Source organism: Litchfieldia sinesaloumensis (assembly GCF_900156865.1).
Lineage (GTDB): Bacteria > Bacillota > Bacilli > Bacillales > Bacillaceae_L > Ferdinandcohnia > Ferdinandcohnia sinesaloumensis.
The window spans coordinates 2,135,199-2,152,442 of record NZ_LT732529.1 but is presented as its reverse complement, the minus strand read 5'-3'; the positions used below and the strand labels follow the sequence as shown (position 1 = coordinate 2,152,442).

Sequence of the window (17,244 nt, the reverse complement as noted above, 5' to 3'; positions counted from 1 at the left end):
GATGAGCAGAAAGCCAATCGTCATTGGCATTGCTGGAGGCTCAGGATCCGGTAAAACAAGTGTATCAAAAGCAATCTATGAGCATTTTAGAGGCCATTCAATCATGATGATTGAACAGGATTCATATTATAAAGATCAAAGCCATATGCCTTTTGAAGAGAGATTAAATACAAATTACGACCATCCATTGGCTTTTGATAATGACCTGCTGATAGAACATATAAAAAAACTTATTGAATACAAAGGTATAAGTAAGCCAGTTTATGACTATAAATTTCATACAAGGTCCTCTGAAGTGATTGAAGTTGAACCAAAGGATGTTATCATTTTAGAAGGAATCCTCGTTCTCGAAGATGAAAGATTACGCGATTTAATGGATATAAAACTATTCGTTGATACCGATGCTGACATTCGCATAATCAGAAGAATGTTGCGTGATATTAAAGATCGTGGTCGTACATTAGAATCGGTTATCGAACAATATGAAAACGTGGTGCGTCCTATGCATAATCAATTTATTGAACCGACAAAAAGATATGCAGACATTATCATCCCTGAAGGGGGACAAAATCACGTTGCAATTGATTTAATGGTAACTAAAATTCAAACAATTCTTGAACAAAAAGTCATTTTGTAATAACATAACAGAGATAAAGGTGTTATGATAGTACAAAACATACAGAGAAAGGAATGGTAGAATTTCCTATCATTCCTTTCCTTACTATTCAATATGAAAGCCATTTCGTACTACATATTAATTACACAAACACAATCACAGGGGGATTGTAACGACTACAAGGAGTGAAGGGATTATGGTAGAAAAAGTATTTCCAATGACAGCAGAAGGAAAACAAAAATTAGAGCAAGAATTAGAACATTTAAAGACAGTTAAACGTAAAGAAGTAGTAGAGCGTATTAAAATTGCGAGAAGTTTCGGAGATTTATCTGAGAACTCAGAGTATGATTCTGCTAAAGATGAACAAGCGTTTGTTGAAGGACGTATTACAACAATTGAAAATATGATTCGTAATGCAAAAATTATTGAAGAAGACGCTGACAGTGCAGGGAAGGTTTCACTAGGTAAGACTGTAACCTTTATTGAACTTCCAGATGGTGAAGAAGAAACATATACGATTGTCGGAAGTGCTGAAGCTGACCCGTTTGAAGGAAAAATCTCAAACGATTCACCAATTGCAAAAAGTCTAATCGGAAAACACGTTGGAGACAAGGTAACTGTCCAAACTCCAGGTGGAGAAATGTTTGTCGAAATTACGAAAATTGACTAATAGTCTTATGTATAATAATGATAACACCTCGTCCAAACTGTAGACGAGGTGTTTTTCTATGGTAATAAAAAAACGTGCAATTATCGTTCAATGTATCATTTTTTTACTAGTGGCTGGATTAATCGGGAGACTGATACAACTACAATTAGTAAGTACTGAATCATTTACAAAAAGAGATATCAATTTAATTGAGTCTAGTGTTTCACAAAGAACACAGGAGCTTGTTATAGATCAAGGACGAGGTAGATTTATTGACCGCAATAAAGAGGCACTCACCCATGAATATTACCCCACACTCGTGTTGTTTCCCTTTTTGAAAAATATCGAATGGCCAGCAGAAGATGTCGCAAAAATTGTAAATGTTTCTGTGAATGAATTGAAGAATGAGATCATGGATGCAAAAAAACCTGTTATCGTAGGTGGGAAGAGACCTATAGAACTAACAGAAACCCAAATGAATAAAATTAATAATCTTCAGATACCTGGTGTATTCGCAGTCCATCGTCAATATGAACTTGATAGTGAAATAGCGGAACATTTAATTGGATTAATACGTGAAAACAGTGAGTTATTCCAAGAACGCTATCCAGATAAAAGCTATTTACCGAAAAATACAAAACTAGGTATTACTGGGTTGCAATCTACATTTGACGAATTCCTTTTGCCAGAAGGAGAGGCAAAGCTTCTCTATCATGTGGCTGGTGATGGTGGCCCTTTATTTGGAATTGACGTAAAGTATACAGCGCCAGCAAATCCGTATTACCCCGTTGCTATTCAAACAACCCTAGACAAGGATTTTCAAATAGTAGCAGAGGAAATACTCGATAAGCATCAACTAAAGAAGGGTGGAATTGTACTTCTAGATATCGAGTCCAATGATTTACTAGCAATGGTTAGTAGACCAACCATTAACACTTCAAATCCATTTGGGGATGAATCTGCAGAAAATCAGATGATTATGCCACAATTTCCGGGTTCAGTTTTTAAGGCTGTAATTGCAGCTGCAGCAATTGAAAATCAACAAATTTCTAATGATCGTATGTTTAATTGTGATTTAGACCTTTATGGAGAAGGACCAGCGGAATATCAACATGGTATGCTAAACTTCTATAATAGCTTCGCTAAGAGTTGTAACTATACTTTCGCAAAGCTGGCTCAAGAAATGATTGAAAGTGATCCTGATGTGATTGAAAAATATTCCGAAATGCTTGGTCTCCTTGGGCCAGTGGGTTGGAATGGCGATGTTTTTCGTTTTCAAGATTTTAAGCAATTCCCTAAAGAGTATCATGGACGTATTTGGGCTGATGAACGAGATAAACATGTGGCGAAAGCAATTGCTCAAACTGCCATCGGCCAAAAAGATGTAAGAGTGACCCCGTTGGGTATTGCTAATATGATGGCAACCATTGCGAGAGGCGGGTCAAAGAAAGAAGTGCGGACTGTAAGCGATGTTTTATATAAAAACGGAACAACTTTATTTTCATTTTCAAAGCAGGAGATGGAAGGGCCAAAAATTGCTCCGTATACAGCAAGCCGACTGCAAGAATTGTTAAGAGGTGTCGTTACATCTGGAACTGGTCAAAGATTTGCACAGCTTCCATATCATGTTGCAGGTAAATCTGGTACTGCCGAAACAGGAAAAAAACAAGGTGAAGTAACACTTGTGAACAAATGGTTTGCTGGATATTTTCCTTTTGAAAAACCGAAATATGCGTTAGTCGTAGTCGACTTAGAGCAACCAGGAACTTCGTCTGTAGCAAATACAGTCTTTAATGATTTGGTTCAAGGAATATATGATCTTGAACAGGAAAAAGGTCCCAAAACCATTGACTGATTAAGAAATATCTTCAACCTTTCATTCTATCATGCTAGAATAAGAAGATAGTTTACTTCGCAATAGTCATTGTTAGGGGGGTACTAAAAAATGGGGAATGATTTAGACAATCTATATGAAGGGCCTCGATCTGAACGAAGAGCAAAACGAAAAAAGGTAAATCGAATACTAAATATGTTAATTATTCTCGTTGTTATCTTGATTGTTTTCTTTGGCGGGAAACTTATTTTCGGTGATAAAAATGTAGAGGAACAGGTATCATCAAATGAAACGAATCAACCAAAAGACAGCAATGAAAAAACGACTCCTCAAGACTCTGAGGATAAAGTGAAAGAGTCACCTGCTGATGATCAAAACAAGAAGGAAACAACAAAAGATTCAAATGTAGAGGAAAAGGCTGAGGAGAATGAGCCAGAATCTGATGAATCAATTGAGGTAACTGAAGGAGATCCTGAATCTAATATAGTAAGAACAATTGTCAATCCTGCGTGGAAACCAGTTGGAACTGAACAAACAGAGCCTCATATCACTAATTTTGATGCAGATTCAACTGATCGGAATGAAATGGAAAAGGCAGCAAGCTATGCTACTGGTTTTGATAGAGCAGATATGGTGGTCTGGTGGTTAGGAAGAAACGGTGGAAGTTCAATAACCGCAACTGTATCATCTAAAACTACGAAGCAAGTCCAAAAAGTTTACCTAGATTGGATCCCAAATGAAGGTTGGAAACCAACTAAGATTGAAGAATTAAAAGAAAATGACACCGAAACATATAAAAACTATAAAAATGAATCTGATTCTGATGAAAATGACGATGATGATGATGATGATTAAAGTAGGCGCAGGAATTCCTGCGTTTTTTTGTGTTCTTTTAGTGAGTAATGATAATTGAAAATAACAGGATAATATGATAAATTTAGAACAGTTAATTTTTAAATTCATAGTATATTGATAGGAATAATACACTTTGTGGAGAGTGAGACAAATGGGGCGAGAATTTTTAGAGGTTTTTGAAGGTTGGGCGGACTCGTATGATCAAACAGTAACCGGACATGATGTGGAGTACCAGGAAGTGTTTTCGCGATATGAAGATATATTAAATGATGTCGTTCAGAAATCCGGTCTCATCGTTTTGGAATTTGGTGTGGGTACAGGCAACCTTACTGAAAAACTTCTACATGAAAAGAAGAAAGTGTATGGTGTTGAACCGTCTAAACCTATGCGAGATATAGCATTTGAAAAGCTTCAAAACTATTTTCTAACAATAGAAGATGGAGACTTTATCGTTTTTAATAAACCTACTGAACAAATCGATACAATTGTAAGTACGTATGCTTTCCACCATTTAAATGATACTGAGAAAAACCATGCATTTGCACTATATAGTAACTTATTAGAAAAAGGTGGTAAAATAGTGTTTGCGGATACAATGTTCGAGAATGAACAAGACTATAAAATGACTATTGAATCCGCAAAACAAAAAGGCTTTCTAAACCTTGCAAACGATTTGAAGACGGAGTATTATACAACAATTCCTGTACTGCAAGAAATCGCAAAGAATAATGGATTTACAGTAGAATTCAAACGATTTAATCACTTTGTATGGGTAATGGAAGCAACGAAACAGTAAAACGAAAGGTGATACGTACTTATGAAAGTAGCAATTATTGGAGCAATGGATGAAGAAGTAGCAATACTAAGAGAGAAAATTGACAATAGACAGGAATCTATCGTTGCCGGAAGCGTGTTCTATACGGGAACATTAAATGGCTATGACGTAATTTTATTAAAATCAGGGATTGGTAAAGTGAATGCTGCCATTTCAACAACAATACTTTTAATGCAATTTAAGCCAGATTATGTGGTGAACACGGGATCAGCAGGTGGTCATTTAGAGACGCTTAATGTGGGTGATATAGTAATATCCTCGGAAGTCAGACATCATGATGTGGATGTAACGGCCTTTAATTATGAATATGGGCAAGTTCCTGGATTGCCTGCTGCATTCAAAGCAGATGCACAGCTAATTAAACTAGCAGAAAAAAGTGCAGAGGGTATTACAGATATTCAGGTTGTAACTGGTTTAATTGCAACAGGTGACTCTTTCATGAATGATCCTGAAAGGGTTGCGTTCGTTAGTGAAAAGTTTGGTGATTTATACGCTGTCGAGATGGAAGCAGCCGCAGTGGCACAGGTATGTCATCAATTCGAAGTTCCTTTTGTTGTCATTCGTGCTTTATCAGATATCGCGGGTAAAGAATCTAATGTATCATTTGACCAATTCCTCCAAACTGCAGCAAAAAATTCTTCAGATGTAGTTGAAAGAATGGTTGAACAAATTAATAGTAATAACGCTTAATAACGGGGGATTGTTATGCAAGTATTTCAAAATGTCCATGAACTAATCGGTAATACGCCAATTGTAGAAATTACGAATTTTCCACTGCGAGAAGGTGTTCGTCTTTTTGCTAAACTGGAATTTTATAATCCTGGTGGAAGTATTAAGGATCGGCTAGGAATCGAACTTCTTCAACATGCTCTAAATACAGGACAATTATCTGAAGGGGGTACGATAATTGAGCCCACCGCAGGTAACACTGGGATTGGACTTGCACTTGCAGCAATAAACCGCAATTTTAAGGTAATTCTTTGCGTTCCTGAGAAGTTTTCAATCGAGAAGCAAGATTTAATGAGAGCGTTGGGTGCAACAATTGTCAATACGCCAACACAGGATGGAATGACAGGTGCGATAGAGAAGGCAAAAGAGCTTCTTAATGAAATTCCTAATTCCTATTGTCCTCAACAATTCGCAAACCCTGCGAACCCAGATACGTATTATAAGACACTTGGACCAGAAGTGTGGAATCAGCTTGAGGGGCAAATCGATATTTTTGTAGCGGGAGCGGGTACAGGCGGTACCTTTATGGGGACAGCAAGGTATTTAAAGGAAATGAACACTGCTATAAAAACTGTCATCGTCGAGCCGGAAGGATCTATTTTAAATGGTGGGGAATCAGGTCCACATAAAACGGAAGGTATCGGAATGGAATTCCTTCCAGATTATATGGATAAATCCTACTTTGATAAAATTCATACAGTTTCTGATGAGGATGCATTCCGTCGTGTGAAGGAGGTTGCGCGCACTGAAGGGCTTCTTGTTGGCAGTTCTTCAGGAGCGGCCCTTCATGCTGCACTTCTAGAGGCGCAAACAGCTAAGCCAGGTTCACATGTGTTGGTAATTTTTCCCGATAGTAGCGAACGGTACTTAAGTAAAAAAATATATGAGGGTGGGATATAGAATGAAACGAAAAACGATGCTTATTCATGGGGGAGTTGGCCAGGATCCACAGACTGGTGCAGTTAATACACCTATTTATCAAGTTAGCACATATAAACAAGAAAGCATTGGTAAACATAAGGGATTTGAATACTCACGAACAGGGAATCCAACCAGACATGCCCTTGAAGAATTAATCAAGGATATTGAAGGTGGAGAAAGAGGTTTTGCGTTTGCTTCAGGTATGGCAGCCATTACAGCTGTGATGATGTTGTTTAAAAGTGGAGATCATGTGCTACTTACCGATGATGTATATGGTGGAACTTACCGTGTGATGACGAAGGTGCTTAACCGTTTTGGTATTGACGCAACCTTTATTGATACAAGTAATCTTGACAATATTGAAAGCGAAATCCGTGAAAATACAAGAGCATTATTCATTGAATCACCAACTAACCCTTTATTAAAAATAACGGATATTAAAGCTGCTGCAGAAATTGCAAAAAAGAATAATCTATTAACGATTGTTGATAACACGTTCAATACCCCATATTGGCAAAATCCGATTGCACTTGGTGCTGATATCGTGCTTCATAGTGCAACCAAATATATTGGGGGCCATAGTGACGTAGTTGCTGGGCTTGTTGTCGTGAATTCTGCAAAACTTGGTGAGGACCTGCATTTTGTTCAAAACTCAACTGGGGGAGTATTAGGGCCACAGGATTCGTGGTTGTTAATTCGTGGTATCCGTACACTTGGAGTTCGTATGGAGGAACATGAAGAAAATACACGAAAAATTGTTGAGTTTTTACAAGATCATCCGTCAGTGAAAAAAGTGTTTTATCCTGGGATTGAGACTCATCCGAACCATGCCATCGCGAAGAGACAAGCGAAAGGCTTTGGAGGAATGGTGTCATTTGATGTAGGCAGCGCCGAGAATGCGGATAAGCTACTTAGTAAGGTTAAATATTTCACATTAGCAGAGAGTCTAGGTGCAGTAGAAAGCTTAATTTCTGTTCCGGCAAAGATGACTCATGCTTCAATTCCAAGCGACCGTCGTGCGGAACTAGGCATAGGAGATGGACTTGTACGTATTTCTGTTGGACTAGAAGATGTTGAAGACCTAATCGAAGACCTTGAGCAAGGACTAAAATAAAAGTGAAGCCTCTATCCGTATTGGGATAGAGGTTTTATTGATCCTTTTGAACCATAAAAACTGCTAAAATTTACATTCTAACCCCAGATTAAAGGTATGTTATTATTAGGTGGTAGTTTACTATTTTGGTAGGTGAATTCAATTGGATCAGAAAAAGCAGACGAAAAAATTGCAAAGTAAAATCACAGATTATACAAACTTTGGTTACATCCTTCTTGTAATGGGTGCATTTTTATATATTGGTGTTATCATACCTGAGGGCCGATCTGCGTTTCAACTTTATACAATGATTGGGTCAACTCTCATACTATTAAGCTTAGCATTTACCTTCTTTCTATTAGTAATTAAATATAAAAAACAAATTGAAGAATAATAGTCCTTTGCCTTATTTTTAGGTGAAGGATTTTTTTTTGTAAAAAAATGTTTACATGGGGCCATGTATTGGTTATAATTACCACTGTAGGAAAAAATTATTATCAAAAAGGAGGTCGAATACAATGATCAAAGTAATTGCTAAAAACAAATACGTAAAAACTTTATATCGAACAATCTATTCGACCAAACCGGTGATTAATTACTAAACGTTAATTTGCTAATCATGCCACAGGTGGGATAGTTTCGCCTGTGGCTTTATTATGCCTTGTTACGCCACAGGACTAAAATGCCTGTGGCTTTTTTGTGCCAATTTCCCTACAAATAAATACCAGAATCAACATATTAAAGGAGGTGAGTAAATAATGACCATTAATCTTTTCTTTTTAACAATCTCGATTTCAAAACGTCAAAAGTCTATTGAAGAATATGTACGTGAAGAAAAAGTCAGTAAGCATATGGAAGAAATGAAAGATCGCCAATATTCAATGATGCGCTTGTTTTAATTGATCGAAAAAAATAGGAAAGGGGAATGAAAATGTTAATGAGAAGTTGTCCAATTGTTGCTTGGTTAAATGTGGAGAAAGATTCCACCTAACGAATCAAAATAGGAGGAGTTACGTATGCTTTCGGTACATGTATTGATTTTTACTATTATGTTTACAAAGAAATATCAATGATAAACTGTTCGGAGCGCCATTGTTGGTGCTCCTTTGTTTTTTTGTCTAGTTCCAGGCGCCATCGGTTCGAGGTCATAAGCCAATCGCTTCGGAAGGTAAAATGCACCTTCTGTCAGCGCTCGTCTTATGCTTGACTTGCACAGGAAGTGCTGACATCGACGTTCGCCACAGGACGTGGCGGTAGTTAGTCGATGTTCCCCAGGGCGCGCGCCTTGCACTTTTCCTTTTGCCTTAAATTTGACAAATTTCGTTAACACAATGTTCAAAAGTGGATAACGTTTACACAGTCTGTAAGTGATAAAGTAAAAGTAAGAAGTACATTCCTTTTTGGAGGTTGATGGATATGTTAATGATCGTTATGGGAATCGTTATTGCATCAGTAATTGCTATTATTGTGGGAACAGAGGTTAGTGTGGAAGTATAGGCTAAAAATATCAGGGTGGATTGCGGAGACTTGCAATCCACCTATTTTATTTTTTATCCCTTTCAAATGCTTTAGGCGGCGATTCCATCCAACCTTTATCGATTAATATATTTGCACCATCATCAACAAAAAGGCCAACATTCGTCATGGCCCTTACATATAGAGCGCTAATATCTCTTCTTCCATTTACGGCCATTGAATTCCCGAACCACCTAACCTTCATTGAAAACATGTCAACTTTATGAAATAACATTATCTTATCTGAAAAAGGAGGGTGGTCAGAGGTTGTGACTAAATGGTCTATAAAAGACGGTGTTTGTAAATTTTCTATATGAAGTTTTTCAGAGAATTGTTTAACCGCCTTATCGGTCATTTCTAAACCGCGATTAAATAAAGATTTGATCTTTTTGTCTTGAACGGTCTGATGGAAGCCAAGTAATAACGCTTTACTCGTTATATTATTTTCAATGTTATCGTATAAATGTATAATTTCCATGGCGTGTAAAGGTCTAACATCTCCAAACCAACCGTTTAAATAACTTTGTTTACTAATAAAATCAGGTTTGTCCGGTGTAGGAATAGATGGAGGTTTCACAATTAATTTTTTTTCGAAAAGTACATTATTAATTTGCCCTAATAAGATTGTCGTGCATTTATTGGCATAAACAAAAAACTCTCTTATATCCTCCCTCATTACAATCGGAATTGCTACGGCGTATAAACTAAGACCAGCCTTAGCTGCATATTTTAAATAGTACACGTAGAAATCATCTTCATATAGACGTGGGGCATCCAGATTCACATCATCTTGGGTAAACCCTACTGGTATTGGGAAATTTGCTTCATTTAAAAGTTTTTCTATTCTTTTAATGAAATCCTTAGAAAGAGCTAACCCATTTTCTAGTAACGTCCTACTGTAGACATCCTCGCAATGTTGTAAAAAGTATGAAAGGATCTGGATGGACATGCTGTTTCCCATATAGGTAGTCCATAGTTTACCCATCTCTACAGTTGTTAAGGGTTGAGATTGGGATAGTTCTTGGGTACTTAAATTAATCGGCTTCATCACATTCATTGGATTTAAATCTTCATCCGTAGTCATAACAATCCCCTTATCTTGAATAATCGTATAGGTATACGATTACCATATAAATGGAATAGTATTCTATAAAAACTATGTGATTGGTTTAAGAATTCATTCCAATTAAAAAGGGAAGGGTGGACTGCAAGCCCTGCAACCCACCCCTTATTTTATGTTTTTCTTTTTTCTTTTTCTGCTCGGTAAAATTCATGAAACATCTTCATTAAAGCACGTTTCTCAATCCGTGATACATAGCTTCTTGAAATACCAAGTTCTTTTGCTATTTCGCGCTGTGTTTTTTCTTTGGTTAAATCAAGACCAAATCTACCGACGATTACTTCTTTTTCTCGTTCATCAAGGACATCTATATATTCTTTAATTTTCTCGAGTTCCATATTGAGTTGGATGGTTTCAATTACATCTTCTGTTTCGGATTTCAATACATCGATTAAACTAATTTCGTTCCCTTCCTTATCCTGGCCAATCGGATCATGAAGGGAAACATCCTTTTTCGTCTTCTTTAGTGCTCGTAAATGCATAAGAATTTCATTTTCAATACATCGTGCGGCATACGTAGCCAGTTTCGTCCCTTTTCCTTGTGAATAGCTTTCAATGGCCTTAATTAACCCAATGGTTCCAATTGAAATTAGATCCTCCGTGTCCTCACCAGTGTTTTCAAATTTCTTTACTATATGAGCGACTAACCGTAAATTATGTTCGATTAAGATATTCCGAGCGTCTTCATTCCCCTCGGCCAGTAGATGTAAGTATTTCTTTTCATCAGAAGATGATAACGGTTGAGGAAAAGCATTGTTTTTCACATAGGATACTAAAAATAATAATTCTTTTACAAAATAGCCTAATGCAGCTAACAGTCCAGACATTCGCTCACCTCCACATATATCGCAGTGTATGTATGAGTTTCATTTACACTACTTAACTAGGCATTTGCCTATTACTTAATGTTATGAAGAAAGGTGCTTGCTTGTGTCTGTCCAAACGAAAAAAGCTGACGATAGTAAAAAAGCCCATTCTCACTACTCCATCAGCCCTAACAATCACTTATTTTAAAATTGTAAAGAAGGGTACAATTACTATAGTCAATGCCAAACCAAAAACTACAATAGATCCTGGTTTATTTTTATCTTTCCAAAGAGATATGGAGAACGTAACTGAATAAACAAACATGCTAATCATCATTAAATATGTAATTAAACCCATACTAGTCCCTAATCCTCTCGTAGCTAGGTAATTCAGATTGTCGACCAAATTCACCAAATTTGACATCGACAGTAACGTTAATATCAGCTTCAGGATATGATTTCATCCAATCATAGTCCTCCCATTGTGAGATGGTTAAAAAATGTTTTCTTGCTGCCAATGAAAATCCAAATAGGTCGGTCTTAAATTCCTCTTGACTCCGTTTTATAAGAGTATCTATTCTAGTTTCAATTCCTTTCTCGATATGCTCTCTTAATTCTTCACGTTTTTTCCCATCCCCTCCGTAATGTACCATACTATGATCAGTTAATATATCCGCTTGTATAGGAAGCTTAACCGTAATTTTGGGTGCTTTTTCTGATACATCTACACTTATTTTTGGGGATTTCAATTGTGTAAAGCGAGTTGTTATCCAAAAGCTTTCCATGAAGGGGTCGGGGATAGCGACTAGAAAACTTGGTTTGTCCATCCGCTTGTGTATCAGTCGAGTCAAGCGAGTTTCTTGCACCGATAGTTTTCCAATCATTTGACCTTCTTTAAAAACTGCAGAACCAAGAAATTGTGCAGGGTTCGTATTTCCGCTAACCTTCATATTTCCGGCAATTAATTCATCATCGGTGTTTTTTTGAGAAGTTTTTTTGTCTTCTTCCGTCGTCGCATAGGCAGTAATATAAAGCTCTGCATCGGCTTCGGTGATTTTAAATAAATATTGTAATTCAGATCTAGGTATAAAACCAATTTCAGTTGCATGTTCAAATATTGATTCTACGTATTCATGTCTTCTTGTTTCGAGTCTAGGTTTGTTTTTTTCAATGAAGGTACTTGCATCTTCCTTTGTAACAATTAGTCTCGTATCACGTCTAATTTCTCGGTCCTTCGTGGCATCATAAATCCAGCGAATAAAATCCTTGTCCTTGGCAAGCTCCTCTGAAACAGCAAAAAAGTCTAATATATCATAAGTAATTACCTTCGCAATTACTGCATTTGCGATGTTTTGAGATTCAATAAAGCTGGAAGAGGTAAAAGAAATAATCTCATGTGATGGTTCTTCTCCGCCACCTCCAGCTTGAGTCGAGCTAGCTTCTGGATTAGAGATTAAATACGTAACCTTCAAAAAACCTGTGGTCTCTGATTTGTCTAGACCTATCCCGAGTACATAGGCTCTTTGGTCAATTTCTTGCAAATCCCAGCATCCAACTAACATGTTTAAAATTACAAATAATAGGGAGAGTTTAGTTATTTTGGCTTTTTTTATCATGCTTTAAATCCCCTTTGAATCTTGCTATAAGCCACATTAGGATAGGAAGTAATAAAAACATAGGGCTCACACTATTTAGAATAACCTCTCTTATAGTAAAAATTGTGAAAGTTGCAGCCTCTGGAGCCGATCCCATAATCACAGCAATTGTCGCGACGATAGGTGCCAGATGTTCAAATTTTTTGATGTTCAAAATACCACCTAAAAATATCGAGATTAAATATAGATAGAATGAGAATCGAATAAATGAAGCAATGATCCAAAACGGAAAGAAAAAGCTTTCAATATTAGTTATAAATCCAAATCTTACTAATCGAATTAACTCTTGATATGGATAATCAAGCATCTTTAATCCTTCATAATCAAAGACAAATAAATAAATGAGAAATGCAAAGCTAAGCTCAATAACGATGATGATGAGAGCAATCCATGTCCCATTTTTATATGCTTTTACAGTTGCAATATAGGGAGCGATTAAACCAAGGTAAAAAAATTCTGCAATGACCGATACGTGAGTGGTACTCGTTTTTATAACTTCCCAGTAACCTGGTCCAAGAATAGGAAATATATAATCTGTACTGCTATCTTGAATAGCCAAAAGAAAAGATAGTAATAGAGAAGCTTTTATATAAAATAGTACGAGCCACGAAACAGTTCCAATATGTTCAAGCCCTTTTTTGGCGCTATATGCACATACAACCATAAAAACGATATAGATAATTAAATTGGGTGTTTCTGTAAAATACATCGTGCCAATGATATCGATATACATTGACGAGTCGAATGTGAGTGCAAAAAAACCCACCATTAATAAAGCTATGGATAGAAAATTTCCAAAATATTTACCAAATAAATGAAGAATCACGTCATGTAAATTTTTATTTTTGTAAGCTGTAATAACTTTTATGGTCAGGTAAATGGGGATAATGGACATTAATCCAATTAGAATCGGAGCCATCCATAATGTGTTACTCAAATAATCAACAAGAATCGCAGGTGTATCGTCTGATAGCTTTACACCGACAGTCAAGATGACCATAGCAATGTATTCTCTTATTCCAATTTTCCCTCTTGATTTCTCCATTTACTATTCCTCTACCTTTTTAATAACATCCTTTGGTTTTAGAAATCCGGGACGTAATTTTTCATTCTTTGTCATTTTTCTAAAGATTGTATCGTCTGAAGAAATGTATTTAGGTGACATCGGTGATAAGAAAGGAACACCAAATGATTTAAGTGACACCATATAAAATAAACCTATTATAAATAAGGAAGTCATACCATAAATTCCAAAGAAGCCTGCTGCAAGAATGAAGCCAAAGCGTATTATTCTTATCGCAAAGTTCATGCTGACATCACTAAGCGTAAACGAACATAATCCGCCTAATGCAACAACAATAACCACAATGGGACTGACTACATTTGCTTGTACAGCAGCTTGGCCTAATATTAAAGCCCCAACAATACCAATCGTTGGCCCGATTGGATTGGGGACTCGCAGTCCAGCCTCGCGAATTAACTCGAAGGCAATTTCCATCATTAGAATTTCAATTAGTGACGGAAAAGGGACCTTTTCACGAGTTGCGGATATAGCTAATAAAAGATCAGTAGGAACCATTTCAGAGTGGTAATTGGTTATAGAAACATAAATTGCAGAAGCAAAAACCGTAATAAATAAAGAAAATACCCGCAGTATACGAATGAAATTTCCATAAATAAAACGTAAATAATGATCTTCTGGGTTATGAATAAAGGACCAAAAGGTTGCCGGCAGTATCAAGGCAGCTGGCGCATTATTCATTAATAATGCGATATATCCATCCTCTAAAAATGACGAAACACGGTCTGGCCGCTCCGTATGAAGGATAGAAGGGAAAATTGATTTCGGTCTTTCTTCAATATACTGTTCAAGGAGTGTAAGATTTTGAATAGCATCGACATCCAAAGCACTAACTCTTTCTTTGACATTTTGTATCATTTTGTCGTTCGCAAGGTCCTTAATATAAAGGATAAATAACTCGTTATGAGAGCGCTTTGAAATAGTTGAATGCTCTACTATTAAGTTTTCATTTCTAATCTTTTTTCGTATTAATGAAATATTTGTTTCGGCACTCTCATTAAAAGCTTCTTTCGGCCCTTTAAGTACAACTTCACTTTCAGCTTTTTCGACTGACCTACTTTTGAAATTAGAGGTCCCGATAATAAATGCATCTTGTTCACCATCAATTAATAGAATAGTGTTACCCTGATTAACACCGTTCACGATATCTTTTATTTGTTGCACCTTTGTGAATGATTGGACTTCAATTAGGTTTTGCATTTCCTTTAATGGTTCTTCATTTTTTAGTAATGGCTCAAGTATATGAGTATTGATGATATCTACATCAGCGATTGTTGAGATAAAGAATAAAGCTGCTTTTTTATTTAAACCACTAATAGTAAACTTGTGGATTTTAACATCATTATTGTCCGGTATGGAATATACTTTTTCTAAAGTTGAGATATTCTTCTGAAGGTCAAGGTCGACTTTCTGTTCTTTTATTTTGATATCCTTAGTTGCCGACTCTTCCGGGTAAGTTTTTGGATCTAGTTTTGGATTTTTGAATTTATCTATATACTTTTGAAGTGGGATTTTTTTCATAACATACTTACAACTCCGGCCTTTTTCCTAAGTTTGCCACTAATGGTGGAATTTAATGCAAATCTTGATAAAACACGGAAAAACGATGAACCCAACCAAACATATAGAAATTTTTTAAGAATCCTTATATAATGAATCATGTAATTATTTAGGTAATCTAAATAATTAACGAAGGGGGAGTTAAAATGAGTACACGTACATATCAACAAAAGTGGGATTTAGATGTATTTTTTGAAGGAGGTAGTAGCTCACCTGCTTTTCATTCCTTTTTGGAAACGCTACAAGAGCAATTAACTGAATTTAATGCATTAGTAAATGCATTTGAGGTTCCAACGAATGCAAGTGACAAAGAGGAGTTATTGAAAATATTAAATGCTTTCCAATCATCCTTTAAAAAACTACGACAAGCAGGGGCATTTGTAAGTTGTTTAACGGCCCAGGACACAACAGATCGAGGGGCTACGCTTTTACAAGGAAAGACAACACAATTAAGTAGTGAACTTCAATCCATCCTGACTGCATTTGATCAAAAGCTTGTAGCAATTGAAAAGTCTGTTTGGGATGAACTGTTGTCAGAGCAGCCTTTACACGAGCTATCTTACATATTAGAGGAAAGAAGAACAAGGGCAACAGAAAAGCTATCACTTGAGCAGGAAAATCTTATTAATGCTCTAGGTGTTGATGGGTACCATGCTTGGGGCCAGTTATATAATATGGTAGTTGGAAATATCAAAATTCCATTTGAAGTAGACGGAGAAACGAAGCTACTCTCAGTAGGTCAAGCGTTTAACACGTTTTCAAGTTCTGACCGTACGGTTCGTAAAGCGATGTTTGAACGATGGGAAAAGGCTTGGGATGAGCACGCCGATTACATTGGTGAAGCTCTAAATCATCTTGGAGGCTACCGCTTAAATGTGTATAAAGCACGAGGCTGGGATAACGTACTAAGGGAGCCGCTTGATATAAATAGAATGTCCAAGGAAACATTGGATACAATGTGGGCTGTAATTACGGAGCATAAGGCTGCATTTGTCGAATATTTGGATCGCAAAGCACAAATGTTAGGACTTGAAAAATTAAGTTGGTACGACTTAGATGCTCCAGTCGGACAGACCGAAAGCAAGGTTAACTATCAAGAAGGTGCAGAATTTATCTTAGAACAATTCAGTAAGTTTGGCCCAGAGTTGACCAAATTCACACAAAAGGCCTTTGAAGATAGCTGGATTGAGGCTGAAGACCGTCCTGGTAAGCGTCCAGGTGGATTTTGTACGAGCTTCCCTGAAAGTGACCAATCAAGAATCTTTATGACGTTTTCAGGGACACCATCAAATGTTTCAACTCTTGCTCATGAACTTGGACATGCGTTCCATCAACATGCAATGGCAGGAGTTCATACATTAAATCGTAGTTATGCAATGAATGTGGCAGAAACAGCTTCTACATTTGCTGAAATGATTGTTGCAGATGCATCAGTTAAAAATGCGAAGAATGAAGATGAAAAAATCGCCTTGTTAGAAGATAAAATCCAACGAAGTGTTGCATTTTATATGAATATACACGCACGCTTCTTGTTCGAAACTAGATTTTACGAAGAGCGCAAACAGGGAATTGTAAGCACTGAGCGATTAAATGAGTTAATGCATGAAGCACAGAAGGAAGCTTATTGTGGAGCATTAGAGGAATACCACCCACAATTCTGGGCTTCAAAAATGCATTTCTATATTACTGGGGTACCATTTTACAACTTCCCATATACATTTGGTTACTTATTCTCCTTAGGAATTTATGCAAAGGCTTTAGAGGAAGGTACGGATTATGAAGAGAAGTACATTGCTTTATTAAAGGATACAGCAAGCATGAAGGTTGAAGAGCTAGCCCAAAAACACTTAGGCGTAGATTTAACAAAACGCGACTTCTGGGAGAAGGCAGTTAAACTTTCCATTAAGGACGTTGAAGAATTCTTAGAGCTCACGAAATAATAGGACACACAAAGTTCTAGCTATACAATAGCAAG

16 protein-coding genes are annotated in these 17,244 nt (G+C 36.7%); 11 read left to right on the top strand and 5 right to left on the bottom strand.

Annotated features, from left to right (window positions below; translation table 11 throughout):
* Position 1 precedes the first annotated feature (1 nt).
* The 10 genes from udk (at position 2) to CZ490_RS10720 (ending at position 8,431) form a co-directional block, all read left to right on the top strand.
* Complete coding sequence (udk, locus tag CZ490_RS10765) at positions 2-637, top strand: uridine kinase (RefSeq protein ID WP_077618899.1); 636 nt, start codon at positions 2-4, stop codon at positions 635-637.
* A gap of 172 nt (positions 638-809) precedes the next feature.
* Positions 810-1,286 (top strand): transcription elongation factor GreA, encoded by a 477-nt coding sequence (gene greA / locus CZ490_RS10760; RefSeq protein WP_142255371.1) that lies wholly within the window; start codon positions 810-812, stop codon positions 1,284-1,286.
* Between the two features lie 58 nt (positions 1,287-1,344).
* Positions 1,345-3,120, top strand: coding sequence for a peptidoglycan D,D-transpeptidase FtsI family protein (locus tag CZ490_RS10755; RefSeq protein WP_077618897.1), 1,776 nt, complete (start codon positions 1,345-1,347; stop codon positions 3,118-3,120).
* Positions 3,121-3,210: 90 nt separating this feature from the next.
* Positions 3,211-3,954 carry a YrrS family protein gene (locus tag CZ490_RS10750; protein ID WP_077618896.1) on the top strand — a complete coding sequence of 248 codons (744 nt, stop codon included), beginning with the start codon at positions 3,211-3,213 and terminating at the stop codon, positions 3,952-3,954.
* A gap of 151 nt (positions 3,955-4,105) precedes the next feature.
* The gene (locus CZ490_RS10745; RefSeq protein WP_077618895.1) at positions 4,106-4,750 is read left to right on the top strand and encodes a class I SAM-dependent DNA methyltransferase; all 645 of its coding nucleotides are present in this window, start codon (positions 4,106-4,108) and stop codon (positions 4,748-4,750) included.
* Between the two features lie 21 nt (positions 4,751-4,771).
* Positions 4,772-5,479, top strand: coding sequence for a 5'-methylthioadenosine/S-adenosylhomocysteine nucleosidase (mtnN, locus tag CZ490_RS10740; RefSeq protein WP_077618894.1), 708 nt, complete (start codon positions 4,772-4,774; stop codon positions 5,477-5,479).
* A 15-nt stretch (positions 5,480-5,494) separates the two neighbouring features.
* On the top strand, positions 5,495-6,418 hold the full coding sequence (locus CZ490_RS10735; protein ID WP_077618893.1) for a PLP-dependent cysteine synthase family protein: 924 nt from the start codon (positions 5,495-5,497) through the stop codon (positions 6,416-6,418).
* A gap of 1 nt (position 6,419) precedes the next feature.
* On the top strand, positions 6,420-7,553 hold the full coding sequence (locus CZ490_RS10730; RefSeq protein WP_077618892.1) for a bifunctional cystathionine gamma-lyase/homocysteine desulfhydrase: 1,134 nt from the start codon (positions 6,420-6,422) through the stop codon (positions 7,551-7,553).
* A gap of 142 nt (positions 7,554-7,695) precedes the next feature.
* Positions 7,696-7,926 carry a YrhC family protein gene (locus tag CZ490_RS10725; RefSeq protein ID WP_142255370.1) on the top strand — a complete coding sequence of 77 codons (231 nt, stop codon included), beginning with the start codon at positions 7,696-7,698 and terminating at the stop codon, positions 7,924-7,926.
* 364 nt (positions 7,927-8,290) lie between these two features.
* Complete coding sequence (locus tag CZ490_RS10720; protein ID WP_077618890.1) at positions 8,291-8,431, top strand: YrzI family small protein; 141 nt, start codon at positions 8,291-8,293, stop codon at positions 8,429-8,431.
* A 644-nt stretch (positions 8,432-9,075) separates the two neighbouring features.
* Here the strand turns inward: CZ490_RS10720 and CZ490_RS10715 are convergent.
* From CZ490_RS10715 to CZ490_RS10695, 5 genes are all read right to left on the bottom strand, one after another.
* Complete coding sequence (locus CZ490_RS10715) at positions 9,076-10,131, bottom strand: DUF3231 family protein (RefSeq protein WP_234987221.1); 1,056 nt, start codon at positions 10,129-10,131, stop codon at positions 9,076-9,078.
* Between the two features lie 149 nt (positions 10,132-10,280).
* Complete coding sequence (gene sigK / locus CZ490_RS10710; RefSeq protein ID WP_077618889.1) at positions 10,281-10,994, bottom strand: RNA polymerase sporulation sigma factor SigK; 714 nt, start codon at positions 10,992-10,994, stop codon at positions 10,281-10,283.
* Between the two features lie 338 nt (positions 10,995-11,332).
* Complete coding sequence (locus CZ490_RS10705) at positions 11,333-12,589, bottom strand: Ger(x)C family spore germination protein (protein ID WP_077618888.1); 1,257 nt, start codon at positions 12,587-12,589, stop codon at positions 11,333-11,335.
* Positions 12,564-13,673 (bottom strand): GerAB/ArcD/ProY family transporter, encoded by a 1,110-nt coding sequence (locus CZ490_RS10700; RefSeq protein WP_077618887.1) that lies wholly within the window; start codon positions 13,671-13,673, stop codon positions 12,564-12,566. Before CZ490_RS10700 ends, CZ490_RS10705 begins: the two co-directional genes overlap by 26 nt.
* Before the next feature lie 3 nt (positions 13,674-13,676).
* The gene (locus tag CZ490_RS10695) at positions 13,677-15,230 is read right to left on the bottom strand and encodes a spore germination protein (RefSeq protein ID WP_077618886.1); all 1,554 of its coding nucleotides are present in this window, start codon (positions 15,228-15,230) and stop codon (positions 13,677-13,679) included.
* Positions 15,231-15,415: 185 nt separating this feature from the next.
* Here CZ490_RS10695 and CZ490_RS10690 point away from each other — a divergent pair, with 185 nt between their 5' ends.
* The gene (locus CZ490_RS10690) at positions 15,416-17,209 is read left to right on the top strand and encodes a M3 family oligoendopeptidase (protein ID WP_077618885.1); all 1,794 of its coding nucleotides are present in this window, start codon (positions 15,416-15,418) and stop codon (positions 17,207-17,209) included.
* Positions 17,210-17,244: the final 35 nt, after the last annotated feature.